Genomic DNA, 26,609 nt, shown 5'->3' with positions numbered 1-26,609 from the left:
GGTCCTACTCCTTGGGCTCCGCCTTGGTACCGGTGGACGGTGCGGCGGACTCCTCGGCGGCCTCGTCCGAAGCGGACGCGGCCGCGTCGTCGGACGAGGGCTCGGCGGCGTCGCCCGAAGCGGGCTCGGCGGCGTCGTCGGAGGCGGGTTCGGCCGCCTCCTCCGTCTCACCGGACGAGACGGGCTCCTCCGGCGCGGAGGGCTCCTCGGCCACCGCGACCGGTTCGGCCGCGACGGGCTTCTCCGAGACCGGCTTCTCGGCGACCGGCTCGGCCGCGACGGACTTCTCCGCCTCCGGCTTCTCCGCGGCCGGCTCCGCCGACTTCACCGTGATCACGTCCGCGACGAGCGGAGCGTCCCCCGGCGCCTGGTCCTCGCCGTTCTCCGGGTGGTGGCACGCCACCTGGTGCCCGGTCTTCAGCTGGAGCAGCGGCGGCTCGGTCGTCGCGCAGATCTGCGTCGCCTTCCAGCACCGGGTGTGGAACCGGCAGCCGCTGGGCGGCGAGATCGGCGACGGCACGTCGCCCTTGAGCAGGATGCGCTCGCTCTTGGCACCGCGCCTGCGCGGGTCCGGCACCGGCACCGCGGACATCAGCGCCTTGGTGTACGGGTGCATCGGCGCCTCGTACAGCGAGTTGCGGTCCGCGAGCTCGACGATCTTGCCGAGGTACATGACCGCGATCCGGTCCGAGACATGGCGGATGACCGACAGGTCGTGCGCGATGATCATGTACGTGAGGCCGAGCTCCTGCTGGAGGTCGTCCAGCAGGTTCACGACCTGGGCCTGGATCGACACGTCCAGCGCCGAGACCGGCTCGTCCGCGACGACCAGCTTCGGCTTCAGCGCGAGCGCGCGGGCGATGCCGATGCGCTGGCGCTGACCGCCGGAGAACTCGTGCGGATAGCGGTTGTAGTGCTCGGGGTTGAGCCCGACCAGCTCCAGCAGCCGCTGGACCTCGGCCTTCACTCCGCCCTCGGGCTTGACGCCCTGGAGCCGGAAGGGGGTTCCGACGATGCCGCCGACCGTGTGGCGCGGGTTCAGCGAGCCGTACGGGTCCTGGAAGATCATCTGGATGTCGCGGCGCATCGGCCGCAGCCGCCCCGCCGACATGTGCGTGATGTCGCGGCCCTGGAACTCGACCTTGCCGCCGGTCGGTTCCAGCAGCCGGGTCACCAGCCGGCCCATGGTCGACTTGCCGCAGCCGGACTCGCCGACGACGCCCAGGGTCTCCCCGGGGCGCACGTCGAAGGTGAGCCCGTCCACGGCCTGGACCGCGCCGACCTTGCGCTTCAGCACGCCCTTGGTGATCGGGAAGTGCTTGACCAGGCCTTCGACCTTGAGGAGCGGCTCGGACCCGGACCCGTCCGACCCGGCCGCGGACGCGGGAGTCTTCTTGTTCAGATCAGTCACAGCTTCGGCGCAATCTCTTCGGTCCAGATCCGGTCACGCTGCTCGCGCGACATGTGGCACGCGGAGTAGTGCCCGTCGCTGACCAGCTGCAGCTCAGGACGCTCGGTGCGGGTGATGTTGTCCGGCGGGACGTCGGCGTACGGGCAGCGCGGGTGGAAGGCGCAGCCGGACGGGACGTTGATGAGGCTGGGCGGCGAGCCCTTGACCGGGATGAGCCGCTCGGTCTGCTCCCGGTCGATGCGCGGCATCGAGCCGAGCAGGCCCCAGGTGTAGGGGTGCTGGGGCTCGTAGAACACCCTCTCGGCGCTGCCGCGCTCGATGCAGCGTCCCGCGTACATCACGAGCAGGTGGTCCGCGATCTCGGCGACGACTCCGAGGTCATGGGTGATCATGACGACGGCGGAGCCGAACTCCTTCTGCAGATCACGGATGAGGTCGAGGATCTGCGCCTGGACGGTGACGTCGAGGGCGGTCGTCGGCTCGTCGGCGATGAGCAGCTGCGGGTTGTTGACCAGGGCCATCGCGATCATGGCGCGCTGGCGCATGCCGCCGGAGAACTGGTGCGGGTAGTCCTCGTAGCGGCGGTGCGGCTCGGGGATGCCGACGCGGTCGAGCATCTCGATCGCGCGCTTCTTCGCGGTCTTCTTGTCGACCTTGTTGTGGACCCGGTGGGCCTCGACGATCTGCGCGCCGATGCTGTAGTAGGGGTGCAGGGCCGACAGCGGGTCCTGGAAGATCATGGCCATCTTCTGGCCGCGCAGCTCCCGTACGCGCTCGGGGCCGGCGCCGATGAGCTCCTCGCCGTCCAGCCAGATCTCACCGCCGATCCGGGCCCGCTCCGAGGTGTGCAGGCCCATGATCCCCAGCGAGGTCACGGACTTGCCGGAGCCGGACTCGCCGACGATGCCGAGGGTCTGGCCGGCCTTCAGGTCGAAGCTGACGCCGTCGACGGACTTGACCAGGCCGTCGTCGGTGTCGAAGTGGACGCTGAGGTTCCGTACGGAGAGGAACTCATGGCAGTCGCCGGACCTCGGGGCGGGAACGGTGTCCGCCGCCGGGGAGTCCTTCTTGGTTGCGTCGCTCATGAGAGCCTCACCCGGGGGTCGATCGCGGCGTACACGAGGTCCACCAGCAGGTTGCAGATGACGATGAAGAAGGCGGCGACCAGGGTCACGCCCATCACCTTGGGCAGGTCGGCGGTGGTCACGCCCTGGATGGCGAAGGCACCCAGTCCCTGGAAGGAGAAGACCCGTTCGGTGATGACGGCGCCGCCGAGCAGCAGCGCGAAGTCCATGCCGAAGATCGTGACGAGCGGGGTGAGCGCCGAGCGCAGCCCGTGCTTCACGACCACCTTGCGTTCCTTGAGGCCCTTGGCCCGTGCGGTTCTGATGTAGTCCTCGCCCATCGTCTCCAGCATCCCGGCCCGGGTGAGCCGGGCGTAGAGCGCGGAGTACAGGAGGGCGAGCGTGCACCAGGGGAGGACCAGGCTGCCCGCCCATTCGACCGGGTTGTCGGCGAAGGGCACGTACTCCCCGTTGCCGAACAGCGCGAGCACGACGAGACCGGTGAAGAACATCGGCAGCGAGACGCCGGCGAGGGCGACGCCCATGGAGAGGCGGTCGAAGAACGAGCCCCGCTTCAGCGCGGAGACGACACCGATCGCGACACCGGAGACGACCCAGATGACCGCGGCACCGGCGGCCAGCGACAGCGTGACCGGGACACGGTCGACGAGCTGGGGCCAGATCTCGGTGTGGGTCTTGAAGGAGTACCCGAAGCAGGGGGCGTTGCAGGTGACCGGGTCGGGGCCGAACTGGTAGTCGGCGCCGACGACGATGCCCTTGATGAAGTTCCAGTACTGGAGGTACAGGGGCTGGTCGAGCCCCAGGTTCTTCTTGACCGCGGCGATGACGTCGGGGTCGGGGCTCTTCCCGACGTACTGGGCGGCCATCGAGTCGAGGGTCTGCCCGCCGAGGCGGGGCACCAGGAAGAAGATCGCGAACGTGACTGCGCTGACCACCAGCAGCAGCAACACCGCGGCGAATACGCGTCGGATGATGTACGCAGCCACAGCCGTGCGGCGCCGGGCGGGCGGACGGGGTACGCCCGCCGGCCCGGCGCCTTCACCTGCCTTTCAGGGGATGCTGTCGATGAACAGGTGTTACTTGGTGGACGTCATCAGCACGTAGTCGTACATGCCGAGGTAGGCGTCCGTGACCGTGACGTTCGCCGCGGAGTCCGGGCGGTAGAGCAGGTTCTTGCGGTAGAAGAGCGGAACGACCGAGGCGTTCTCCATGACCTTCTGGTCGACCTCGCCCCACGTGGCGTTGCGCGCCGTGGTGTCGACGGTGCCGATGCCCTTGACGAGGAGCTCGTTGATCGCCTTGTCGTCGAGCTCCATCAGGTTCGTGCCGCCGGACGGCTTGATGGCCGAACCGTTCACGATCTGGTCGAGGAAGCCGAAGCCGGTCGGCCAGTCGGCGCCCCAGGCCATCATCATCATGCCCGCGTTGTTCTTGTGGACCCAGTCGGGGACACCGGCGAAGTCCGTGAAGTACTTGTCCGCGGGGAACTGCTTGATCTCGGCGGTGATGCCGATCGCCTTCAGGCTGCCCTGGAGCTGCGTGGCGGCGGTGATCTCGTCAGGACGGTCGGAGCGCGCCGTCAGCGTGGTCTTGAAGCCCTTGGGCTGACCGCACTTGGTCAGGTGCTCCTTGGCCTTGGCGACGTCGCCCTTGTTGCCCTCGGACGGGTACAGGTCGAACTTCTTGTAGCCGGCGACGGTCGGGGGGATGACCGTGGTGGCCGGGTCGCCCTTGACCGAGCCGCCGATCGAGTCGACCATGCTCTGCTTGTCGACGGCGTACTGGACGGCCTTGCGGCACTCGACGTTGTCGAACGGCTTCACGTTGACGTTCAGCGCCAGGTACTGCAGGGCGCCGGCGTACGGGTTGTCCGTCTTGGCCTTCTCGGAGGCCTTGACCAGGACCTTGGGCTGGGTCTTGGACTGCAGACCCGTGCCCTCGGCGCCCACGGTGATGGCGTCGTTGAGCAGGTGGTCGTCGATCGTCGTCGCGTTGACGTTGAACTTGAGCTCGACCTTGTCGGCCAGCGCCTTGCGGATCGGGTCCGTCTTCGGGTCCCACTCCGGGTTGCGGACCAGCGTCGCGCCCTTGCTCTCGTCGTACGCCTCGAACTTGTACGGGCCCGAGGAGATCATCTTCTGGACGTAGCTGGCACCCGTGTCGGCCTTCTGCGGGACCGGAGCGGTCTGCGAGAAGGCGGCGAGGTAGTCCATGTCCGCGAACGGCTTGTTCAGCTTGAAGACGATCGTGTAGTCGTCCGGGGTCTCGATGGACTTGAGGCCCTCGGCGGACTTGTCCTTGTAGGGACCCTTGTACTTGTCGCCGCCCTCGAGGTAGGCCTTGAAGTACGTCGGACCGTTGGACAGGGCCTCCGGCGCGAAGTTGGAGCGCTCGACGGCGTACTTGACGTCCTTCGAGGTGACCTCGGTGCCGTCCTCGTACTTGACGCCCTTGCGGAGCGTGTACGTCCAGGTCTTGGCGTCGTCACTGGCCTTGCCGAGGCCGGTCGCGAGGTCCGGGACGACCTCCAGGCTCTCCTTGCCGGCGGCCGGCTTGAAGGTGACCAGCGAACGGCCGTACAGGCGGGAGAAGTTCTGCACCCAGCCGTAGTACGTGTTGCCGGGGTCCAGGGAGTCCGGGCCACTGGCGTGCTCCAGCGTGACCGTTCCCCCCTTCTTGTCGGTCGCGTTGACGACGCTCGTCAGCGCCGCGTCGGCCTTGGCGTTGCCCCCGCTGCCACTGCCCTCGTTGTCCGAGTCACTGCCGCTGCACGCCGATGCGCCGAGCGAAACCGCTACGGCCATGGCTATGGCAGCCGCTGTCTTTCTGTTCTGCATGCTGAGGAAAGCCCCCTCGCTAGTCCGGTGCGGCACTGCCTGCCGCGATTACTTGCCACGAGGGTCGAGTGCGTCACGCAGCCCGTCCCCCAGCAGATTGAAGGCCAGCACGGTGATGAAGATCGCCATGCCGGGGATGACCATGAACATCGGGTCCACCTCGTAGAGGTCGACCGCCTGGGTGAGCATGCCGCCCCAGGACGCCTGCGGCGGCGCGATGCCGACGCCGAGGAACGACAGGGAGGCCTCGAAGAGGATGTTCGTGGGGATCAGCAGCGTCGAGTAGACGAGGATCGGCGCGATCAGGTTCGGCAGCAGCTCGCGGAAGAGGATGAACGGGCCGCGGGCGCCGAGCGACCTGGCGGCCTCGACGAACTCGCGCTCGCGCAGCGACAGGGTCTGGGCGCGGACGATGCGGCCGATGTAGGGCCAGCTGAAGAAGCCGATCACGAAGATGAGGACCGCGATCCGCAGCGTGAGCCCTTCCAGCCCGAAGGCGTTGCCCTGCAGGGAGGCGGAGATGGAGATCGCGAAGAGCAGCAGCGGGAAGGCCAGGAAGGTGTCCATCAGACGGCTGATGAAGCTGTCGACCCAGCCGCCGTAGAACCCGGCCACGACACCCATGACGACGCCGATGACCACCGAGAGCAGCGTGGAGCCGACGGCGACGACGAGGGAGACCCAGGAGCCTTCGAGGATGCGCGCCAGGATGTCGCGTCCGGTCTGCGGTTCGACGCCGAGCGGGTGGTCCCAACTCATCCCGCCCAGGGCACCCTTGGGCGCCAGCATGACGGGGTCGACGAGGCTCTGGTTGAACGCGTTGGGGTCGAGCCCGAGCAGCGACTGGAGCGGCTTGGACAGGATGGCGATCAGGATCAGCAGCACGACAACGATGCCACCGGCCATCGCGGCCTTGTCCCGCTTGAAGCGGGTCCAGGCGATCCGGCCGAGCGAGCGGCCCTCGATCTCCTTGCGCCCGGCGCCTTCCAGCACCGTTTCGGGCCGCGCGTCCGCCCCGGTGGTCTCGATCGGTGCCGTCATTGCGCTGGAGACCCCTCTCGGCCGGCGGATGGCCGGCCTGTGACCGCCGCGGTAGCGGCTCTTACGAAATGTGACACATGTGGCGATGTGCAGCCGAACGGACCCTGTTTGAAAGAGGGATGCGCCGGGCATGGACCACCTGCTGTGTGGAGTCTTCAACCACTTTGCGATCACCCGCCAGACCTGACGGTGAATGTTTGCTCAAACGTGATGCTGCCAAGGGGCTTCCGTTATCCGGACAGCCGTGCTCACTGAGCGGACCTCTCGGTCACTATTCCGCGATAACGGACATGACGCCCAACAGCGTTGATCAGGTGATCAATTGGCCGTACGGCCGGGGCCGTCGTCAGCCGATCGGCACGCTTCCCGCACACGCCCGCACACGTCCGGCACATACATCCGGCGGCGGTCCCGGACGCTCGCGGACGGCCACCGGGAACGGCGGACGGCCGGTCAGTAGGCGTACGGAGCGGAACCGGTGGCGGGCGGGTAGCCGTAGCCCTGGGCGGCGGGCGCCGGGGCGTGCGCCTCGCGGTCGTAGAAGGGCCGGGAGTTGGCCTGCAGCCACATCGCGACCGGGTCGTACTCGTCGGACATCGAGACCGTGGAGACGGGGAGCCCGTCGGGGACCACGCCGATCGACTGCTGCATCATCGCGCGGACCGCGTCGACGGAGGGGCGTCCGGTGTCGTAGAGGTCGAGCCCGATCGCGAGATACGGGACACCGAGGGCGGGCTGCACCCAGGCGCGGCGCAGCGCGCGGACGGCGGGCGTGCGGTGGGCGTTCTGCGACAGCAGGGCGTAGAACTGCGGGAGCTCGATGGCGGGTTCGGTGAGCCGCAGCGGCCCGGCGGGCATCCGGTCGAGTCCGGTGGCGATGCGCCGCAGGTCCAGCCAGGGGATGCCGACGCCGCCGCCGGGCGCGTGCGGGTTGAGCCAGATGCCCCAGCGGTCGGGGAACAGGGCGCGGGCGATGTCGCGGCCGGTGGTCACCTCGTGCGCCCGGTTCCAGCCGCTCGCCGAGAGCTCCTGCGCGGAGGTCACGCACGGGGCGTAACCCAGGCCGTCGACCTCCATGTTGCCGTACTGGGCGTCGGGCGAACCCGCCGTGCCGTGCCAGAGCAGCATCCAGACCTGGCCGTCCGCCAGGGAGCGCAGCAGCGCCTCGTACGCGTCGAGGCGGCCGGGGGTCACCTGGCGCAGCATGTGCTCGACCTGTCCCCCGGCTCCCGCCCCCGCCCGAGCGGGGGAGACCCCGTCGGCCGCCCCCGTGCCTGACGCACTCACCCTGGTCCCGCCCCTCGTTCGATCCGCTGTTGACGCATGCTTCGCGGTGCTGTCGTCCCGCTCCCGGGCACACGGGGCGGCCTCGTCATCCAACCAGCTTATGCGCCGCCCCTGACACCGTCTTGACGCCACGTGGCGGCGGGCACTGCGCTGTCAGTGACCCTCGCGCCGGTAGAACGGGCGTACTTTTTCCAGCATCCAGTCGCCGACCGGGTCCTGTGCCACGTCCAGCAGGACGAGATTGACCGGCCAGGGCACCTGGACGTGGCCCAGCGCACGGCCCAGCGCCTCCATCGGGGCGCTCTGCCCCGCGCCGTCCCAGGTGGCGAACTCGACGCCGACGAAGAGGACGGGGCTGTCGCCCTCGATGCTGGCCAGCGTCCTGCGGGCGGTGCTCACCACGCCCGTCGCCTGGAACTCGGCGGCCACGGCGGAGAGGAAGTCGACCGGGTCCTCCTTCCAGTCCGGCTCGTACAGCCGCACGCGGCCGCCGCTCGCGGGGCCGTCCAGCGGGGTGCGGCCGGCCCGGCAGAGTTCGGCGACGGCGGGCGGAGGCAGGGGGACGCCGACGGCGCCGCCCGGGTTGACGGCCATGCCGAGCTGCGGGGGCAGTCCGCGGGCGAACTCGCGCGCGGGCGCGATGGTGAAGGAGACATGGGAGCCGACGCACTGGAGGAACTGCCCCTCGGAACTGAACACGGGGACGTAGGCGCCGCCCTCCAGCTCGATCGTCGGCAGATCGAGGTCGGGGCTGTCGGGGCCGCCGCCGTTGGGGAGGGGCACCCAGATCTGGCTGCGGCCGAGCACCTCGACCAGCCGTCCGCCCGCCCCGGGGACGCCGAGCGAGGCGCTGAGCACTTCTTCGAGCTCGTTGGCCGGCCATCCGTGCGACGGATGCGTCGGGGCCTGTGCCTGGGCCGGAATGTCCACGGTGTCTGTGTCCCTTTCTCGCCATGCTGTGCGGCAGAAACCTTAGACCGGCTCGCGGCCGTGGGGCAGCGCCGCAGGCAGGGGGCCCGCGCCGCTCCGCCGTACCGTCCAGATTCCGGACAGCCGGCCGGACCGTCGCGAACTGTGCGTATGCGAACGGTGACGCCCCGGAACCCGCTGTTCCGGGTCCCCGGACGGGCGCTCCCCGGGCCCTCCGTACTACTCCTGCCCCGGTCGCGCGTCGGGGAACGAGATGCGGGTGATGGTCCCGGCCGTCTCGCGGTCGATCAGCACCGCCGAGGCGCACCCGGGCGGCAGCAGACCGCTCTCGGTCTCGCGCAGCAGCCTGCCCACCGCGCGGCGGTGCCGGGCGAAGGCGTAACCGGTGACGCCCCGGCCGCGCTCCCGCTGTCCCCGCCTGGCCACCTCGGGCGTGACGTCGAGGAGGACGAGGTGCAGGGTGCTGCCGCGGCGCGCGGCCTCGCGCGCCAGCCAGCGCCGCACCCAGGCCTGTGTGCCGCAGTCGTGGACGACGACGGACGCGCCCGAGCGCAGGGTCCGCCGGAGCCCGGCGTAGTGCGCGGCGCGCACCAGCGGGCGGTAGAGGGCGTACGGGAGTAAGCCGGGCAGGGCGGCGGCCCAGCGGTCCCGGGTGTCCTGGGAGTCGATCGCGTGCTCCTGGACCGCCCGCCGGATCAGCGTGGACTTCCCGCTGCCCGGCAGCCCGGAGACCACGACCACGTCGCCCGGACCGAAGTCGAGACTGCGCGGGCCCTGTCCGCCCGTGCCCCGGAGATCACGCACCAGCGGGGCCTGCCCGCCGAGCACCTCCCGGGCCGGCGCGCCCGCCTGCTGGGGCATCGCACCGTGTGCGGCCCCCGCGCTCGTCGCGTAGCGCTGCAACGTCATCGCCTCCCCCTGCCGAGTCACCCACTGACCTGCCCAAGAAGTGTAAAGAAAGGGTAATGCGGCACAAGCGGTTCCGGCCGCACGTGTCGCCGTCGTGGCGGGTGCGGACCGGGACGCCCCACTCTCCCCCAATGCGTGCGATGATGGCCCCGCCAACTGCATACCGGCCGTTTGAATCCGCGCGGGAGAGTCCCGGTCACCGTGTGCACCGGGCGCCGAAGGAGCAAGTTCCTCCCTTGAATCTCTCAGGCCCCGTACCGCGTGGATGAGGCAGATCTGAAAAGCGGGCCGCTTCGCGGCTCCACCCAAGGTGCAAGCCGACCCTGAAGGGGATGCCCCCTCCAGGACCCTTTCAGGGGCTCTCGGCGAACCTCTCAGGTTCCGATGACAGATGGGGAGGGAACCACCCCCTGTCGTCATGCCCTGGAGCCATGTCCATGAGCACTGCCCCGAGCGCCGCCCCCCGTCTGACCGCCCTCGATGCCCTGCATCGCTCCCTGGGCGCCACCATGACCGATTTCGCCGGCTGGGACATGCCCCTGCGGTACGCCAGCGAGCGCGACGAGCACAACGCCGTACGCACCCGGGCCGGACTCTTCGACCTGTCGCACATGGGCGAGATCACCGTCACCGGACCGCAGGCCGTCGCCTTCCTGAACCACGCGCTGGTCGGCAACATCGCGACCGTCGGCGTGGGCCGGGCCCGCTACACGATGATCGTCGCGGAGGACGGCGGGATCCTGGACGACCTGATCGTCTACCGCCTGGCCGACACCGAGTACATGGTGGTCGCCAACGCGGGCAACGCCCAGCTCGTCCTGGACACGCTCACCGAGCGCGCCGGGGCCTTCGACGCCGAGGTGCGGGACGACCGCGACGCGTACGCGCTGATCGCCGTCCAGGGCCCCGACTCCCCCGCCGTACTGAAGTCGGTCACCGACGCCGACCTGGACGGACTGAAGTACTACGCGGGCCTCCCCGGCACGGTCGCCGGTGTACCCGCCCTCATCGCCCGTACCGGCTACACCGGCGAGGACGGCTTCGAGCTCTTCGTGGCCCCCGGCCACGCCGAGCAGCTGTGGAATGCCCTCACCGAGGCCGGCGCGCCGTACGGCCTGATCCCCTGCGGCCTCTCCTGCCGGGACACGCTCCGCCTGGAGGCGGGCATGCCGCTGTACGGGCACGAGCTGACCACCGCGCTGACGCCGTTCGACGCGGGCCTGGGCAGGGTCGTGAAGTTCGAGAAGGAGGGCGACTTCGTCGGCCGCGAGGCGCTGGCCGCCGCCGCGGAGCGCGCGGAGACCGCCCCGCCCCGCAAGCTCGTCGGCCTGGTCGCCGAGGGCCGCAGGGTCCCGCGCGCCGGCTTCAAGGTCATGGCCGACGGCGAGGTCATCGGCGAGGTCACCTCCGGCGCGCCGTCGCCCACCCTGGGCAAGCCGATCGCCATGGCGTACGTGGACGCGGCGCACGCCGCGCCCGGCACCGTGGGTGTCGGCGTGGACATCCGGGGCACGCACGAGCCGTACGAGGTCGTGGCACTGCCCTTCTACAAGCGCCGCAAGTGACACGGACCGCCGCACACGTGACGCAGTCGTGTCTCACACCGTAAGACCACCGTTCATCAGCACTCCCCCGCGTACAGGAGAATTCAGGTCATGAGCAACCCCCAGCAGCTGCGGTACAGCAAGGAGCACGAGTGGCTGTCGGCCGCCGAGGACGGTGTCGCGACGGTCGGGATCACCGAGTACGCGGCCAACGCGCTCGGCGACGTCGTCTACGCCCAGCTCCCGGAGGTCGGTGCCACGGTGACCGCGGGCGAGACCTGCGGTGAGCTGGAGTCGACCAAGTCGGTCAGCGACCTGTACTCGCCGGTGACCGGCGAGGTGACCGCGGCGAACCAGGACGTCGTGGACGACCCGTCGCTGGTGAACTCCGCCCCCTTCGAGGGCGGCTGGCTGTTCAAGGTGCGCGTCACGGAGGAGCCGAAGGACCTTCTCTCCGTGGACGAGTACACCGCGTTCTCCGGCAACTGAGACCCAAGGGACCACCTGATGTCGCTTCTCAACTCCTCCCTCCACGAGCTGGACCCGGACGTCGCCGCCGCCGTCGACGCCGAGCTCCACCGTCAGCAGTCCACCCTCGAGATGATCGCCTCGGAGAACTTCGCTCCGGTCGCGGTCATGGAGGCGCAGGGCTCCGTCCTGACCAACAAGTACGCCGAGGGCTACCCCGGCCGCCGCTACTACGGCGGCTGTGAGCACGTCGACGTGGTCGAGCAGATCGCGATCGACCGCATCAAGGCGCTCTTCGGTGCCGAGGCCGCGAACGTGCAGCCCCACTCGGGTGCGCAGGCCAACGCCGCCGCGATGTTCGCGCTGCTCAAGCCGGGCGACACGATCATGGGCCTGAACCTGGCCCACGGCGGTCACCTGACCCACGGTATGAAGATCAACTTCTCCGGCAAGCTCTACAACGTGGTCCCGTACCACGTCGACGACACCGGTGTCGTGGACATGGCCGAGGTCGAGCGCCTCGCCAAGGAGTCCAAGCCGAAGCTGATCGTCGCCGGCTGGTCCGCCTACCCCCGCCAGCTGGACTTCGCCGCCTTCCGCCGCATCGCGGACGAGGTCGGCGCGTATCTGATGGTCGACATGGCGCACTTCGCGGGCCTGGTCGCCGCGGGGCTGCACCCCAACCCGGTGCCGCACGCCCACGTCGTCACGACCACCACGCACAAGACCCTGGGCGGTCCGCGCGGTGGCGTCATCCTGTCGACGCAGGAGCTCGCCAAGAAGATCAACTCGGCGGTCTTCCCCGGTCAGCAGGGCGGCCCGCTGGAGCACGTCATCGCGGCCAAGGCCGTCTCCTTCAAGGTCGCGGCGACCGAGGAGTTCAAGGAGCGCCAGCAGCGCACCCTGGACGGCGCCCGCATCCTCGCCGAGCGCCTGGTGCAGCCGGACGTCACCGAGGCGGGCGTATCCGTCCTCTCCGGCGGTACGGACGTCCACCTGGTCCTGGTCGACCTGCGCAACTCCGAGCTGGACGGCCAGCAGGCCGAGGACCGGCTCCACGAGCTGGGCATCACGGTCAACCGGAACGCCATCCCGAACGACCCGCGGCCCCCGATGGTCACCTCGGGTCTGCGCATCGGCACGCCGGCCCTGGCCACCCGTGGCTTCCAGGCCGAGGACTTCACCGAGGTCGCCGAGATCATCGCGGCCGCGCTGAAGCCCGCCTACGACGCCGACGCCCTCAAGGCCCGCGTCGTCGCGCTGGCCGAGAAGTTCCCGCTGTACCCCGGCGTCAAGTAGTCACCCGCGATTTGCACGCCGGGTGGGGGCACCGCGCACACTGAACATGTGTGCGCGGTGCCCCCACCCCTTTGCCCCGCGCTCCCGGGCCCACCGGCCCGTCCCGCGCCCCCGGCGGACAACGTCGTCCACCAACGCCTTAGGAGTACCCCCCGTGGCCCTCTCGGTCTTCGACCTCTTCTCGGTCGGCATCGGCCCCTCCAGCTCCCACACGGTCGGCCCGATGCGCGCGGCACGCATGTTCGCCCGCCGCCTCAAGAACGAGGGCCTGCTGGCCCACACCGCTTCGGTGAGGGCCGAGCTGTACGGATCGCTCGGTGCGACCGGCCACGGCCACGGCACCCCCAAGGCGGTGCTGCTCGGCCTGGAGGGCGAGTCGCCCCGCACCGTCGACGTCGAGGGCGCCGACACCCGTGTCGAGGAGATCCGCTCCTCGGAGCGCATCAGCCTGCTCGGCATGCACGAGATCCCCTTCGACGCCGACGAGCAGCTGGTCCTGCACCGCCGCAAGGCCCTGCCGTACCACGCGAACGGGATGACGATCCTCGCGTACGACCGGGACGGCGCCCCGCTCCTGGAGAAGACGTACTACTCGGTGGGCGGCGGCTTCGTCGTCGACGAGGACGCGGTGGCCGGCGAGAACCCGATCGTCCCGGACGACACCGTCCTGAAGCACCCCTTCCGCACCGGCGACGAGCTGCTGCGGCTCGCCCGCGAGACCGGCCTGTCCATCTCCTCGCTCATGCTGGAGAACGAGAAGGCCTGGCGCACCGAGTCCGAGATCAGGGACGGCCTCCTGGAGATCTGGCGCGTCATGCAGGCCTGCATCGCCCGGGGCATGTCCCGCGAGGGCATCCTGCCCGGCGGCCTGAAGGTCCGCCGCCGCGCGGCGAACTCCGCCCGGCAGCTGCGCGCGGAGGGCGACCCCCAGACGCACGCCATGGAGTGGATCACCCTCTACGCGATGGCGGTCAACGAGGAGAACGCCGCCGGAGGCCGCGTCGTCACCGCCCCGACCAACGGCGCGGCGGGCATCATCCCGGCGGTCCTGCACTACTGGATGAACTTCGCGGCGGGCGGCTGCACCGAGGCCGAGAAGGACGACAGCGTGGTCCGCTTCCTGCTGGCCGCCGGAGCCATCGGCATGCTCTTCAAGGAGAACGCCTCCATCTCGGGCGCCGAGGTCGGCTGCCAGGGCGAGGTCGGCTCCGCCTGCTCCATGGCGGCCGGCGCCCTCGCCGAGGTCCTGGGCGGCTCCCCGGAGCAGGTGGAGAACGCCGCGGAGATCGGCATGGAGCACAACCTGGGCCTCACCTGCGACCCGGTCGGCGGCCTCGTCCAGATCCCCTGCATCGAGCGCAACGGCATGGCCGCGGTCAAGGCGGTCACGGCGGCGAAGATGGCGCTGCGCGGCGACGGCAGCCACAAGGTCTCCCTGGACAAGGTCATCAAGACCATGAAGGAGACGGGCGCGGACATGTCCGTGAAGTACAAGGAGACGGCCCGCGGCGGGCTCGCGGTGAACATCATCGAGTGCTAGGCGAATGGGCCCTGACCAGTGCGTTTGTATCTTTCAGCGCTGTCAGGGCCTTCCCTGCTTGCACGGCAGAAAGTCCCTGGATCGGCCCTGGGACAGACGCGAAAGTCCCTGAAAAGTCCTGACGAATCCCGCACCGATGGGCGCTTGACCTGGAAGTTCGCGACACCCGCGCAGCTGTGGATGTCCCTCCGGCACACCCGCTCGGAGAATCACCCTCATCCAATAACAAGAGTTTTGTTAAACTCGGCCCCATGGCTACCTCCCAGGCGCCCGGCGAAGGACCCGTCCGGCCCGTATCGGTCTCCCTCCACGAAGGCACCATCGCCGCCCTCAAGGCACGTACGGGCAAACGAGGCATGTCCGCCTACGTCGAGACCCTCATCCAGCGCCAACTGGAACGGGACCGGCTGCGCGAGCTCATCGAAGACGCGGAAACCGAACACGGCCCGGTCGATCAGGCAGCGGTCGACGCCAAACGCGCCATTCTCCGCGGCGACGCCGCGTGAGCGGCACGCTCGTCCTGGACTGCGAAGGCCTGTCCGAACTGGTGCGACGCACGCCCGAGATCACCGAGTGGCTGGCCGCGGCCGAAGCCGAAGACATCCGCGTCGTCACCAGCTCCGTCACCCTCGTCGAAGCACGCGACCCCAGGGTCAACCAGGCCCGCTTCGACTACACAGTCTCCCGCGTGAACATCATCCCGCCCACCGAAGCCATCGCCCGCCATGCGAGCAAGCTCCTGGCCGCGACCGGACTGCACGGCCACAAGTACGCCCTCGACGCCGTCGTGGCCGCCACCGCACTCACCTCGCCGGCCCCAGCGACCGTCCTGACATCGGACCCCGAAGACCTCCTGATGCTCTGCGGTCCCAGCATCCGCGTCATCAAGGTCTGACCGCGAGGCCATGACTCGACCCACCTCTTGTGCGAATCAGAGCGCTGCTCGGAAGGCCTCGGGCAGTAGCCCTCCTCGGCCGACCAGACGCCGGCTCGACCGTCATCACCTCGAGTGCTTGAGGGGTCCGGCCCGCACGGCTGACGCCCGTACGCACGGACGCTCCCCGGAGCCCGCGTGAGGCCGCCCGGCGCCCGGGGTCCCACGCGGCTCGTGTCACCGCCCGGGGGTGCCCCCGTAGAGGTACCGGCGCGCGGTCGTGAAGCGGCGCAGGGCGTCCGGCCGCGGGCTGATGCCGATGCCGGGGGTGCGCGGCACGGGCGGGCGGGCCTCCCGGAGGAGGAAAGGTCACGGCCGTTCGAAGAACTGGAGGAGACCGCCGGCGGAGAAGCAGAGCGCGCCGGCGAGGGTGCCCCAGTTGGCGATGTCGGCGTTGCTCAGGCTGCCGGTGGCCGGGCGGGTGTACGCGGCGAGTGCCGAGACCATGAAGAGGACGGAGCCGAGCTGGTTCACGGCGACGATCCACCAGCCCAGCTCCCTCGGCAGCAGGCGCGGCCGGCCGTGGCAGATCTCGACGACGGCTAGGTGCCCGGAGATCAGGAAGAGCACGCAGCCGATCATGTCGGGCGTCCAGATCAGCCGGTTGATCTGCTGCACGCTCAGACCTTGCAGGAAGGAGTCGAGCAGGTTGACGCCGAACACCAGGGTCCCGGCGAACAGGATGAACGTGCTCAGCCAGTCGGCCCGCCCCGGCTCGTAGCTCCACCAGCGCCAGCGCCGGGTGACCAGGGCGCCTTCGCCCCCTGGCACATGGCGAGGCGCGTTGATCACCTGGAGCAGCGACACATAGCCGCCGGCGTTGAAGCACAGGCCGCCCGCGAAGTAGACCGACGCGGCGGTGGTGCCGTCACCGGAGCCGAACTGGGCGACGGCGGCTCCGGCGGCGAAGAGCAGTCCGCCGAGGACGAAGACGGTCGCGGCGATCGCGTTGAGCCTGCGCAGCCGGGCGAGGGCGATGCCGTCGGCCCTGGCGTGACGGGTGGCCGCCCCGGGTGGGTGGACCGTGATGATTCCGCGCCGCCGGGCGGGCCGGGACTCCCAGACCACGCTCCCGCCGCCGGAGGGCTGCCAGGTGAGCCGTGTCGTGAACGGTCCGGCGCCCTCGGCGCGCTGCCCGGGCTGTCTCATGCGGGCGGGAGGGCGGTGACCGGCTCCGTCTCCCGCTTCGCTCATGGCATCTCCTCGGACCGCTGAGATTCGGGGCGCCGTCGGCCTCGGACCCCTGCCCCGTCGACTCTGCCAGAGCTGTTCGAAGGAGGCCCGGTGCCGGAGCTCGCATTGGTCCGGTCAGCAGACGGCCGGGGCCGGTCGCGGTGGACGCAGCACCCACCGTCACGATCTGCCGGGCGCCCGCCGGCGGAGCTGCGGCTGCCGGTGCACCAGCAGGTGCGCGCCGCCCCGCTCCCCGCTCCCCGCTCCCCGCTCCCCGCAGGGAGGCGTACGTCACATCGGCGCCGTGTCACATCCGCGGGCATCCATTCCGTCGAAGGGGTGTAAGCAGCAACGACGACGGCACGGGAGTACACCATGAACGCTCGCCTGAACCTCTTCGCCAGCCCCCTCTCCGGCCAGTTCCTGCGGCACATCAACTCGGCCGGCAAGGTGCTCGCGGACTCGGGACTGCCGGCCACCACGCAGGAACTGGTGAAGATCCGCGCGAGCCAAATCAACGGCTGCGGATTCTGCACCGACATGCACACGAAGGACGCCACCAAGGCCGGTGAGACCCCGACGCGCCTGAATCTGATCGCGGTCTGGCGCGAGGCCACGGTGTTCACGGACGCCGAGCGCGCCGCCCTGGCGCTGGCCGAACAGGGCACCCGGATCGCCGACGCCGCCGGTGGCGTCACGGACGAGGTCTGGGCCGAGGCCGCCGAACACTACGACGAGGACCAGCTCGCCGCCCTGGTCGGCCTCATCGCGCTCATCAACGCCTACAACCGCATGAACGTCATCGTCCAGCAGCCCGCGGGCGACTACCAGCCCGGCCAGTTCGGCTGACGGGCGGTCCGGCCGGGATTCCGGCCGGGGACGGAGGCACCCGGCTCCCCGGGGTTCGCGGCCAAGGCCGTGGGCCCCGGGGAGCCGTGCTTGACAGGCATGTCCACGCATGACCATGATTCCATTAATTGACTAATGGAATTGAGGCGAGACGCGTGACGGAAACGAGCATTCCGGGCGGGGGCCCGAGCGCATGGGCCCTGGAGGCCCGCGGTCTGGGGAAGCGCTACCGGCGCGGCTGGGCGCTGCGCGACTGTTCCTTCCGGCTGCCGGCCGGCCGGATCTGCGGGCTCGTAGGACCCAACGGGGCGGGGAAGAGCACCCTGCTGGGCATCGCGTCCCGTCAGGTGGACCCGTCGGAGGGCGAACTCCGGGTCTTCGGGGTGCCGGTGAGCGACCCCGCGGTGATGCCGAGGTTCGCCTTCCTCGGGCAGGACAAGCCGTTGTTCAAGCGGTTCACCGTGGGTGAGACGCTGCGCATGGGCAGCGAGCTCAACCCCGGCTGGGACGCCGGGGCCGCGGAGCGGATCGTGCGCGCGGGGAACGTGCCGGAGCACGCCGCGGTGGGCACGCTCTCCGGCGGCCAGCGCACCCGGGTCGCCCTGGCACTCGCCTTCGGCAAGCGGCCCGATCTGCTGCTGCTCGACGAGCCGATGGCGGATCTCGACCCGCTGGCAAGGGACGAGATGAGCACCCTGCTGATGGCGGAGGCCGTCGAGCACGGGACGACCGTGGTGATGTCCTCGCACATGCTCACCGAGCTGGAGGACATGTGCGACTACCTGCTGGTCGTCGCCGACGGCCGGGTCCGCATGGCCGGTGACGCCGACGCGCTGGTCCCCGCGCACTCCCTGGTCACCGGAGTGGTCCAGGACGGCGGGCTGCCCGCCGCTCTCGCCGCTCACACGGTGATCGAGAGCCGGGTGCAGGGACGGCAGTTCCAGGCGATGGTACGGCCCGGCGGCCCGCTCTCCGGGGACTGGCAGGTGTCCGAACCCAGCCTGGAGGAAGTGCTGCTCGCGCATCTGCGCTCGCCGGACGCACCCGTGCTGTACACGCCGGGAGCGCAGTACGGGACCGAGGGGACCAGGACCGCATGAACACCACCGTGACCGCCGCGCAGACCACACGCACCACCCGCCCGAGGATGCTGCACGGACTGACCTGGCTGGTGCTGCGCCAGCACCGGGCCGCGTTCGGCGGCCTCCTGGCCCTGACGGTGCTCGGTTCGGTCTGGATCGTCCTCCAGCGCGGCCGGATGATCGATCTGCTGGAGGCCGGGGGCTGGCCGGAGAGGACGGTGCCGCTCCCTGTCGTGGACGACGCCTACGGCAGTCTCACGACGCTGCTCGGGCTGCTGCCCGGCGTCATCGCGGTGTTCATCGGCGCTCCGCTGATCGCCGCCGACCAGGAGCAGGGCACCGCGCAGCTCGTCACCACGCAGTCCGTGACGCGCCGCCGCTGGCTGATCGCGAAGCTCGGCTGGTGCTACCTGATCACGCTGGTGGCCTGCTCGGCGCTCTCCGCGGTCTTCACCTGGTGGTACCGGCCCTACCACTCGGTCATGCCCGACATCTGGATGGACCCCTCGGCCTTCGACACCACGGGCCCCGTCCTCCCCGCGCTCGCCCTGTTCCTCACCGCGGCCGGTGTCACGATCGGGCTCCTGCTGCGCCGGGTTCTCGCCTCGATGGTCGTCACGTTCTTCTTCGCCGTGGCCACGCAGACCGTCTGGGGCATGTTCCGGGACCATCTGGCCCCGACCCGCACGCTCCGGTACCCGCTGGACGGCGAGTTCCCCGCCCGTCTCGACGACGCGTACGAGGTGGACCGCTGGTTCGGGAGCGCCGACGGCCGTCTGTTCGGCTGGGGGTCCTGCGCCGAGCAGACCGAGAAGGCCACGAACGCCTGCATCGCGGAGAAGGGCATCGTCGACAACGTCGTCGAGTTCCTCGAGTTCGACCAGATGGCGGGCATGCAGTGGGCGGGCGCCGGAATCCTGCTGGCCGGCACCGTGGCGCTGACCGCGTTCGCCCTGTGGTGGGCCTCCCGGCGGCCACTGTAGGACCGGCTCACGATCTCTACGTAAAATGTCGCTATTCGAGCGGAGGGTGATGTCCGTGGTCGTGTTCCGCATCGACAGGCGCAGCGGGGTGGCGACGTATCTCCAGATCGTCCGGCAGGTCGAACAGGCCCTGCGGATGGGCGCGCTGGAGGAGGGCGACCGGCTGCCGACGGCCGCCCAGGTGGCCGCCACCACCAAGGTCAACCCGAACACGACGCTCAAGGCCTACCGCGAGCTGGAGCGTGCCGGACTCGCCGAGGTCCGCCAGGGGGCGGGGACCTTCATCACCCGCACCCTCACCGAGCCGGGGTCCGGTCCCGAGTGGCCGCTGCGTACGGCGCTGACCGAATGGCTGCACCAGGCGCGGGCCGAGGGGCTCGGCGGCGAGGAGGTCCAGGCCCTTTTCCGGACATCCTTCGAGGCCACGTACTCCTCGGAGCCCGAGAGCTGACCGGGAGGCCGCTTTCCTCTCCCCCGTACGAAGGGTTCACTGGCCTGACGGGTGGTGATCTCGACGAGGGGCGGCGATGGGCCAGATCGTTCTGCCGGTGTTCCACATGCCGTTCCGGAGCGCGGGATGCAATCCGGGCATGGCGGAGGCGGGGAGGGCCGCCTGGCACTGGGCCGGGGAGCACGCTCTCGGCCTGTCGCCGTCCGTCCGTACGCGCATGCTCAGGGCCCGCCCGGAGCTGCGGATCTCTCTCCTGTTCCCCGAGGTCCCGCAGGACCGGCTCGACCTCTTCAGCCAGTGGCTCTTCTGGGCGTACCTGGTCGACGACGAGTTCGACGACGGGCCGGCCGGCCATGATCCGGACGTGTGCGGCGGGACGATCGGCAGGCTGGTCGAGGTCTTCCAGGGGGCCGGGCCGCGCAGCCCCATGGAGCACGCGCTCGTCGATGTGCGGGAGCGGACCTTCCGGGGCCGGTCGCCGCTCTGGACCGGGCGTTTCGGGCGGCACATCGTCCGCTGGCTCTGGACGCACTACGCCGAGGCCGTCGAGCGGGCCGCCGGACAACTGCCGGGCCGGGCGGACTTCGTGAGGCACCGCAGGGACTCGGGGGCGATGCGGGCGTTCCTGGACCTGCACGAGACCGCCGCCGGCCACGAGCTCCCGCAGCCGGCGCGCGCCCTGCCCGCGTACGCCGCCCTGCGCGACGCGGTCACCGACCACTCGGGGCTGTGCAACGACATCTGCTCCGTCGAGAAGGAGGCCGTCGTCGGGTACACGCACAACGCCGTCCGCCTGGTCCACCGGGACCGGGGCTACACGCTCCAGCAGGCCGTGAACGAGGCCGGCATCCAGCTGTCCCGCATCGCCGAACGCCTCCAGCGCGCCGAGACGGAGCTGGCCGCGCAGATCGGGGCCGCGGGAATCGAGGGTCCGGCACGGGCGGCGCTGGAGCGCTGCGCCCGGGACTACCGGGGCCTGGTGCGGGGCGACTTCGACTACCACGCGCGCGCCGAGCGCTACACGCGCCCGGACCTGGTCGAGGTCGACCGGCGGGAGACCCTGTCCGGCTGGTTCACCGGCTGACGCCGCCGCGCCCCGGGCCCGCGCGGGCTCCGGGAAGCCCGCCGGGGGACCTCGGGCCCGGTGATCGTGACCGGTCCGAGTCCTGGGAACTGGCTCCGGGCTCGGCGCATGCGCGAAGATCGGACGGAACCCCGGCGCCCCCCACCGCCGGGCACATCCTGCTCACTGCCGCCACGGCAGTCATACATCCTCGGGGACCACGTGCGAGTGAAGCGAAGAATATGGGCCACGGCTGCCGTCGCGACGACGGCCGTGGCGGGTGTCCTTGTGTTCGAGGGGGTGACCGGCACCGGCGACGTGCCCGACGGCATCCACGCCTCGACGGGCCCCGCGCGGACCGAGGTGCACCGGTCCGCCCTCAAGGTGTCGAAGGACGGGGCGAGCGCCACCCTGCGACAGGACAGCACCGAACCGTTCAGCATGCTCGGCGTCACCTGGACCGACCCGTCGGCCAAGGTCACGGGCACGGTCGAGGCCCGTACGCGGGCCGTGCCGAGCGGTGAGTGGTCGGCCTGGCTGCCCATCGACACCGAGGTCGACGGACGCACGGAGGCCGGGCAGCCCGGCACCCGGGGCACCACCGAACCCCGCTGGGTCGGGTCGTCCGACGGTGTGGAGGTGCGGGTGACCGCCGGGGACGGCGCGTCCGCCGGACTCCCCGAGGGGCTGCGGCTCGACACCGTGGACCCCGGCAGGGTCTCCGGCGCCGAACCCGCCGCGTACGCCGTCGACACCACCGACGAACCGACGGCCGAGCCGACGGACACCACGACGGAGTCCGCCTCACCGTCCGCCGGACCCACCGAACCGCCCGCCGAGGAGACCACGCCCCCGGCGACGGAGGAGCCGGGCACCGGCGCCCCGGTGGACCCGTCAACCACCACGGACCCCGGCAGCGCCTCGCCCTCGGCCCCCTCCGAGTCGCCGTCCGCCACCGCCGAGCCGACCGCGACGCTGCCGCCTCCGCTGCCGTCCACGGCACCGAAGCCCCCGATCGTCACCCGGGCCGGCTGGAACGCGGACGAGTCGCTCAACGACGAGTCCCCCGACTACATGGACACGGTCAAGGCCGTCTTCGTGCACCACACCGCGCAGACCAACACGTACTCCTGCGCCGACTCGGCGGCGATCGTCCGCGGGCTGCACGCCTACCACGTGCAGTCGAACGGCTGGAAGGACCTCGGCTACAACTTCGTCGTCGACAAGTGCGGCACGGTCTTCGAGGGCCGCAAGGGCGGCGTCGACCGGGCGGTGCTCGGCGCGCACACCTACGGCTTCAACCGTGAGACGGCGGGCATAGCCGTGATCGGGCTGTACACCGACTCGGCCGCGGCGACCGCCGCGACGACCGCGGTGGCCAGGGTCGCCGCGTGGAAGCTCGGCCAGTACGGCGTCAGCCCTTCGGGCACGGCCACGCTGACGGCGGGCGCGAACGGCACCAACTACGCGGGCAAGGCGTTCACCGGGGGCACGGCCTACCCGTTCGCCGCCGTCTCCGGGCACCGCGACGGCTACAACACCGAGTGCCCCGGCACCAGGCTCTACGCCCAGCTGCCCACGATCCGCGGCTACGCGGCCGGGCCCGTCACGGGTCTGACGGTCAAGTCGGTGACCGGAGCGGTGCTTTCGGGCACGTCTTACCACACGAAGGCGGACATCACCGTCGGCTGGTCCGCGACCACGCCCGCCGTGTTCGTCACGAAGTACGAGCTCCTGGTGGACGGGAAGCCGGTCACCACCGCGCCGGGCAGCGCCACGTCCGCCAAGGCCACCCTGGCCGTCGGCACCCACAAGGTGCAGGTGCGGGCGACCCACCAGTCCGGGAAGACCTCCGTGTCGGCGGCGGCCACCGTCGTGGCCGACAGGACCGCACCCGTCTTCTCCACGAAGCCGAACCTGTCGCTGCGCACCGGCACGGTGAGCACGACGGCCGTCCCGCTCACCCTGAAGTGGAAGGCGTCCGACGCGGTACAGCTGCGGGACGTACGCCTGACCGCTCCGGTCGCCAGGACGTACGGTCCGACGACCACGAGCGCGTCGCACACGGCGAAGTCCGCGGTGGCGACGACCTGGAGGATGACCGCGTACGACCGGGCGGGCAACAGCCTGGCCGCCTCCGTCGCCGGTACTCCCGTCGTCCTCCAGGAGACCTCGGCGACGAAGAGCGGCAGCTGGACCACCAAGTCCTCGTCCAGCTACCTCGGCGGCAAGTCCTATTCGAGCGGCACCAGGAACGCCTCCCTGACGTGGACGTTCACCGGCCGCTCGGCAGCGTGGGTGGTGTCCAGGGCCTCGACGTCCGGACAGGCGTACGTCTACGTGGACGGCGTCAAGGCGGCGACGGTGGACCTGAAGTCCTCCACCACCACGTACCGCCAGGCGATCTGGACGAAGTCCTGGTCGGCCTCCGCCAAGCACACCGTCAAGATCGTGGTGGTGGGTACGAGCGGCAGGCCCACCCTCACCACCGACGGCCTGGTCTACCTCAAGTAGCCGGCCTCCGCACCGGACCGGCACCCCGCCGGTCCGGTGCGGGTCAGGCCTTGTTCTGCGAGGCCCAGAACTCGTCGAAGGTGAGCTCGCCGTCACCGTTGGCGTCATGGGCGTTGATGACGGCCTGCGCCACCGTCTCGGTGACGTAGGGGTCACCGAGCTGAGCCATGGCGCTCTTGTACTCGGACGCCGTGATGCTGCCGTCGCCGTTCTGGTCGAAGCGCTCGAATGCCTTGCGTGCCGACTCGATGTCCGCCACTGTTCCGCCCCTTCGTTGTGCGTTGTTGACGAAGGTCAGATTATCCGGCGGTCCGATCGGCGACGGCAGCGCTCCACCCGTGGGCGGACTCCGCCCCTCGCGCGTCGGCGCATGGGCCGCGGGCGTCAGGTCAGCAGCTCCGTGGCGGTGACCGCGCGCATGCGGCGCCGGCGGATCTCGGTCAGGAGGAGGGGCAGCGCGGCGACGGTGTCCCGGTAGCCGAAGTGCAGGCTGACCACCGAGCCGTTGCGGAGTTCACCGGCCACCTTGCGGGTGACCGCCGCCGTGCCGGGCGAGGTGAAGTCGAGGGAGTCCACCCCGTAGGACAGGACCTGCGGGTATCCGGCCCGGCGCGCGAGCTCCGTGACGAGCGGGGTGGCGCGGCGGGCGCGTGAGGGCCTGAACCAGGTGCCGATCGACCCGGTGAGCCGCCGCAGCCGCCGGGCGCAGCCGGTGATCTCCTCGTACGCCCGCCTCTCGTCCAGGGCGTTGATGTCGAGGTGGCTCTGCGTGTGGTTGCCGAGGTCGTGTCCGCCGTCGAGGATGCGGCGGGCCATGCCGGGGTACTCGTCGAGCCAGCTGCCGACGGCGAGGACGGTGAGCCGGGCGCCCGCCCGCTCGGCCTCGGCGAGGACGGCCACGGCCAGGGCCGGGTCGCCCCGGCCGTGGAAGGTGAGGGCGACGCGCGGGCGATCGGCGGGGCCGTGCTCGATCTGGACCGGATGCCCGGGGAAGCGGCGCGGGGCGGGGGCGGGGCGGGCGGCGCCGTGGGCCTTGTGCCCGCTCCCCGCGCGCTCCTTGTTCGGCCGGGCAGCGGGTGCCCGGTCCGCATGCGGCGGGGTTCCGTCCGGCGGTGGGGTTCCGTCCGGTGCGCATCCCGGGGCGAACGCACCGGTCACGAGCGCTCCGGCAGCCGCCCGCAGGGCGCCCCGTCGGGGCACCCCGGTCCTGCGAGCGCTCATGGCCGTCCACCTCGCCGGTCGGTTCGGGTGCTCCGTTCCCCGAGACCCGAGCAGAGTAGGACGGGACGAGCGGAAGGACGGGTGGGACACATCCGGGCAGTGATCAATGAATCACCAAGCGAATGTGAGAGATATGCAAAGAATGCCAGGCAAGTGACCCATCGCACCTATGATTGCGAAGGCGAATGGACGCATTTATCCGGTTTTGGCGGTTATGCGGCTTTGGCTACGGGGTCGCCCGTCTGCCATAGTCGGTGGCACGACCTCCTCCGACCCGAGCCAGGTCCCCTGTGCGGCCGTGGACACACCCCCCATTCCACGGCCCCCTCAGAAGCCCCCGACGCGGCCCCCACCCCGGCCGACCCGGGGGCTTCTGCGTGTCAGCGGTCGGAGGTGCGCATCTCGAACCAGGTGGTCTTCCCGCGGGGTAAGAGATCCACGCCCCAGCGGTCGGAGAGCTTGTCGACGAGGAAGAGCCCCCGCCCACTGACGTCCATCTCGCGGACCGGCATCAGGCACGGCAGCCCGCGCGAGGGGTCGCGCACCTCGATCCGGACCCAGCCCCTGCGCCGCAGCATCCGCAGACCGAAGACCCGGGCCCCGGTGTGCCGCACCGCGTTGCCGACGAGCTCGGAGACCAGCAGCACCCCGTGCTCGGCCGTCTGCGCGGGCAGCTGCCACTGGCGCAGCATCACGCACGAGGTGATCCGGCGCGCGGTGGCGGCGGACTCCGGGCGGGACGGCAGACGGACTTCGTCCTCCGTCGGATTCCCGAACAACTCCAGCGCCTTGAACGCCTGTTCGTCATCGCCGGCAGCAATCCAGCGTGCCGCCGTCGCGCTGCTGCGCGGTCGCGGCTGCTCCACACCCTCCAGGCCCGCCATGCTCACCATCATGGCCGCACAGAACGCTCTCCGTGACCGTTCCGACGGAATCCCCTACCCGGAACCAGTCATTCCGGGTTGGTTCTCCGGCATATGCCGGGGGCAGAAAAGGGGGACCGGCACCCACTACCACCTGCGACGACACGAGTGGATCGAGTAATTGCACGAGCGGAACGGGCGCTGGACCTTAAGGTCCCCTTAAGGTCCAGCTAATCCGCCCGCATGGATGAACCTCTGCGCCCTTGTACGCAACTCACTTTCGGTCAGAGGAATTTGGCCTTGCCCGGCCCCTCCTCCACGAAGCTCCGCATACCCCGCTCCCGGTCCTCCGTGGCGAACAGGCCGGCGAACCAGTTGCGCTCGATCGTCAGCCCGGTGTCGATGTCCGTCTCCAGACCCGCGTCCACGGACTCCTTGGCGGCCCGCAGCGCCAGCGCCGGGCCCGCGGCCAGCCGGGCGGCCCAGGCGCGGGCCTGTTCGTACACCTCGGCGGCGGGCACCACACGGTCGACCAGACCGATCGTCAGGGCCTCGTCGGCCTTCACCTGACGGCCCGTGAAGATGAGGTCCTTGGCCTTGGACGGGCCGACGAGCCGGGCGAGGCGCTGGGTGCCCCCGGCGCCCGGGATCAGCCCGAGCAGGATCTCCGGCTGGCCGAGCTTCGCGTTGTCCCCGGCGATCCTGAAGTCGGCGCAGAGCGCGAGCTCGCAGCCGCCGCCCAGGGCGTAGCCGGTGACCGCGGCGACCACCGGCTTCGGGATGCGCGCCACGGCGGTGAAGGACTCCTGGAGCGCCCTGGAGCGCACGACCATCGCCGTGTGGTCCATCTCCCGCATCTCCTTGATGTCCGCTCCCGCCGCGAACACCTTCTCGCCGCCGTAGAGGATCACCGCGCGCACGTCGTCGCGCCGGCCCGCCTCCTCGGCGAGCTCGCGCAGCCGGTCCTGGACGGCGACGTCCAGGGCGTTCATCGGGGGCCGGTCCAGGCGGATCGTGCCGACGTTGTCGCTTACTTCGAGGGTTACGGTCATGGTGAGCAGGTTAACCGTCGCTAACGGCGACGGGCCCGGTGCCGTTGGTCACAGCACCGGGCCCGTCCTCCGC

25 protein-coding genes and 1 riboswitch are annotated in these 26,609 nt (G+C 70.6%); of the genes, 12 read left to right on the top strand and 13 right to left on the bottom strand.

The annotated features are described in order from the left end of the window. Positions 1–4: 4 nt before the first annotated feature. The 8 genes from AMK10_RS05915 to AMK10_RS05880 all read right to left on the bottom strand — a co-directional run bounded on the left by AMK10_RS05915 (position 5) and on the right by AMK10_RS05880 (position 9,500). Complete coding sequence (locus AMK10_RS05915; protein ID WP_073745441.1) at positions 5–1,411, bottom strand: ABC transporter ATP-binding protein; 1,407 nt, start codon at positions 1,409–1,411, stop codon at positions 5–7. Further along, positions 1,408–2,496: an ABC transporter ATP-binding protein gene (locus tag AMK10_RS05910; RefSeq protein ID WP_073745439.1), complete on the bottom strand. Its 1,089-nt coding sequence runs from the start codon at positions 2,494–2,496 to the stop codon at positions 1,408–1,410. The genes AMK10_RS05915 and AMK10_RS05910 overlap by 4 nt, the downstream gene beginning before the upstream one ends. After that, entirely contained in the window at positions 2,493–3,482 is a 990-nt protein-coding gene (locus AMK10_RS05905) for an ABC transporter permease (RefSeq protein WP_073745437.1), read from the bottom strand. Before AMK10_RS05905 ends, AMK10_RS05910 begins: the two co-directional genes overlap by 4 nt. Before the next feature lie 90 nt (positions 3,483–3,572). Next, the gene (locus tag AMK10_RS05900; protein ID WP_073745435.1) at positions 3,573–5,333 is read right to left on the bottom strand and encodes an ABC transporter substrate-binding protein; all 1,761 of its coding nucleotides are present in this window, start codon (positions 5,331–5,333) and stop codon (positions 3,573–3,575) included. Positions 5,334–5,381: 48 nt separating this feature from the next. After that, the gene (locus AMK10_RS05895; protein WP_073745433.1) at positions 5,382–6,374 is read right to left on the bottom strand and encodes an ABC transporter permease; all 993 of its coding nucleotides are present in this window, start codon (positions 6,372–6,374) and stop codon (positions 5,382–5,384) included. A gap of 453 nt (positions 6,375–6,827) precedes the next feature. After that, a complete protein-coding gene (locus tag AMK10_RS05890) occupies positions 6,828–7,580 on the bottom strand; it encodes an enhanced serine sensitivity protein SseB C-terminal domain-containing protein (protein WP_073745431.1) in 753 nt (250 codons plus the stop codon). Between the two features lie 234 nt (positions 7,581–7,814). Continuing rightward, the gene (locus AMK10_RS05885) at positions 7,815–8,591 is read right to left on the bottom strand and encodes an enhanced serine sensitivity protein SseB (protein WP_073745429.1); all 777 of its coding nucleotides are present in this window, start codon (positions 8,589–8,591) and stop codon (positions 7,815–7,817) included. Positions 8,592–8,810: 219 nt separating this feature from the next. Beyond that, on the bottom strand, positions 8,811–9,500 hold the full coding sequence (locus AMK10_RS05880; protein WP_073745427.1) for an AAA family ATPase: 690 nt from the start codon (positions 9,498–9,500) through the stop codon (positions 8,811–8,813). A 172-nt stretch (positions 9,501–9,672) separates the two neighbouring features. After that, a riboswitch (glycine riboswitch) is annotated at positions 9,673–9,770 on the top strand. A gap of 167 nt (positions 9,771–9,937) precedes the next feature. Here AMK10_RS05880 and gcvT point away from each other — a divergent pair. From gcvT to AMK10_RS05850, 6 genes are all read left to right on the top strand, one after another. After that, the gene (gene gcvT, locus AMK10_RS05875; RefSeq protein ID WP_073745425.1) at positions 9,938–11,065 is read left to right on the top strand and encodes a glycine cleavage system aminomethyltransferase GcvT; all 1,128 of its coding nucleotides are present in this window, start codon (positions 9,938–9,940) and stop codon (positions 11,063–11,065) included. Positions 11,066–11,155: 90 nt separating this feature from the next. Next, positions 11,156–11,533 carry a glycine cleavage system protein GcvH gene (gcvH, locus tag AMK10_RS05870; RefSeq protein WP_073745423.1) on the top strand — a complete coding sequence of 126 codons (378 nt, stop codon included), beginning with the start codon at positions 11,156–11,158 and terminating at the stop codon, positions 11,531–11,533. Between the two features lie 18 nt (positions 11,534–11,551). Beyond that, entirely contained in the window at positions 11,552–12,811 is a 1,260-nt protein-coding gene (gene glyA, locus AMK10_RS05865) for a serine hydroxymethyltransferase (protein WP_073745421.1), read from the top strand. Between the two features lie 154 nt (positions 12,812–12,965). Continuing rightward, positions 12,966–14,351: an L-serine ammonia-lyase gene (locus AMK10_RS05860; RefSeq protein WP_073745419.1), complete on the top strand. Its 1,386-nt coding sequence runs from the start codon at positions 12,966–12,968 to the stop codon at positions 14,349–14,351. A gap of 251 nt (positions 14,352–14,602) precedes the next feature. Continuing rightward, positions 14,603–14,857: a hypothetical protein gene (locus AMK10_RS05855; RefSeq protein ID WP_073745417.1), complete on the top strand. Its 255-nt coding sequence runs from the start codon at positions 14,603–14,605 to the stop codon at positions 14,855–14,857. Further along, positions 14,854–15,246 (top strand): type II toxin-antitoxin system VapC family toxin, encoded by a 393-nt coding sequence (locus AMK10_RS05850; protein ID WP_073745415.1) that lies wholly within the window; start codon positions 14,854–14,856, stop codon positions 15,244–15,246. Before AMK10_RS05855 ends, AMK10_RS05850 begins: the two co-directional genes overlap by 4 nt. Before the next feature lie 348 nt (positions 15,247–15,594). On the opposite strand, the gene AMK10_RS05845 is transcribed toward AMK10_RS05850, so the two are convergent. Next, positions 15,595–16,434, bottom strand: coding sequence for a hypothetical protein (locus AMK10_RS05845; RefSeq protein WP_073745413.1), 840 nt, complete (start codon positions 16,432–16,434; stop codon positions 15,595–15,597). A gap of 399 nt (positions 16,435–16,833) precedes the next feature. Here AMK10_RS05845 and AMK10_RS05840 point away from each other — a divergent pair, with 399 nt between their 5' ends. The 6 genes from AMK10_RS05840 to AMK10_RS05815 all read left to right on the top strand — a co-directional run bounded on the left by AMK10_RS05840 (position 16,834) and on the right by AMK10_RS05815 (position 23,400). Beyond that, positions 16,834–17,307, top strand: a complete 474-nt coding sequence (locus tag AMK10_RS05840) for a carboxymuconolactone decarboxylase family protein (protein WP_073745411.1) — start codon at positions 16,834–16,836, stop codon at positions 17,305–17,307. Positions 17,308–17,462: 155 nt separating this feature from the next. Beyond that, positions 17,463–18,407, top strand: a complete 945-nt coding sequence (locus AMK10_RS05835) for an ABC transporter ATP-binding protein (protein ID WP_073745409.1) — start codon at positions 17,463–17,465, stop codon at positions 18,405–18,407. After that, positions 18,404–19,372, top strand: coding sequence for an ABC transporter permease subunit (locus AMK10_RS05830; protein WP_073745407.1), 969 nt, complete (start codon positions 18,404–18,406; stop codon positions 19,370–19,372). The genes AMK10_RS05835 and AMK10_RS05830 overlap by 4 nt, the downstream gene beginning before the upstream one ends. Before the next feature lie 25 nt (positions 19,373–19,397). Continuing rightward, positions 19,398–19,823 carry a GntR family transcriptional regulator gene (locus AMK10_RS05825; protein WP_073745405.1) on the top strand — a complete coding sequence of 142 codons (426 nt, stop codon included), beginning with the start codon at positions 19,398–19,400 and terminating at the stop codon, positions 19,821–19,823. 76 nt (positions 19,824–19,899) lie between these two features. Next, positions 19,900–20,907: a terpene synthase family protein gene (locus tag AMK10_RS05820; RefSeq protein WP_241839480.1), complete on the top strand. Its 1,008-nt coding sequence runs from the start codon at positions 19,900–19,902 to the stop codon at positions 20,905–20,907. Between the two features lie 201 nt (positions 20,908–21,108). Continuing rightward, positions 21,109–23,400, top strand: coding sequence for an N-acetylmuramoyl-L-alanine amidase (locus AMK10_RS05815; RefSeq protein WP_079180616.1), 2,292 nt, complete (start codon positions 21,109–21,111; stop codon positions 23,398–23,400). Between the two features lie 43 nt (positions 23,401–23,443). On the opposite strand, the gene AMK10_RS05810 is transcribed toward AMK10_RS05815, so the two are convergent. The 4 genes from AMK10_RS05810 to AMK10_RS05795 form a co-directional block, all read right to left on the bottom strand. Further along, positions 23,444–23,659 carry an EF-hand domain-containing protein gene (locus AMK10_RS05810; protein WP_073745401.1) on the bottom strand — a complete coding sequence of 72 codons (216 nt, stop codon included), beginning with the start codon at positions 23,657–23,659 and terminating at the stop codon, positions 23,444–23,446. Positions 23,660–23,784: 125 nt separating this feature from the next. Then, the gene (locus AMK10_RS05805) at positions 23,785–24,621 is read right to left on the bottom strand and encodes a polysaccharide deacetylase family protein (RefSeq protein ID WP_073745399.1); all 837 of its coding nucleotides are present in this window, start codon (positions 24,619–24,621) and stop codon (positions 23,785–23,787) included. 380 nt (positions 24,622–25,001) lie between these two features. Continuing rightward, entirely contained in the window at positions 25,002–25,517 is a 516-nt protein-coding gene (locus tag AMK10_RS05800) for an ATP-binding protein (RefSeq protein WP_073745397.1), read from the bottom strand. Between the two features lie 251 nt (positions 25,518–25,768). Beyond that, positions 25,769–26,536, bottom strand: a complete 768-nt coding sequence (locus tag AMK10_RS05795; RefSeq protein ID WP_073745395.1) for an enoyl-CoA hydratase/isomerase family protein — start codon at positions 26,534–26,536, stop codon at positions 25,769–25,771. Positions 26,537–26,609: the final 73 nt, after the last annotated feature.

This window comes from Streptomyces sp. CB02058 (assembly GCF_001905505.1).
In the GTDB taxonomy this organism is placed as follows: domain Bacteria; phylum Actinomycetota; class Actinomycetes; order Streptomycetales; family Streptomycetaceae; genus Streptomyces.
Note: the sequence above shows the minus strand (reverse complement) of the source record. Positions and strands in the feature narration are given on the sequence as shown.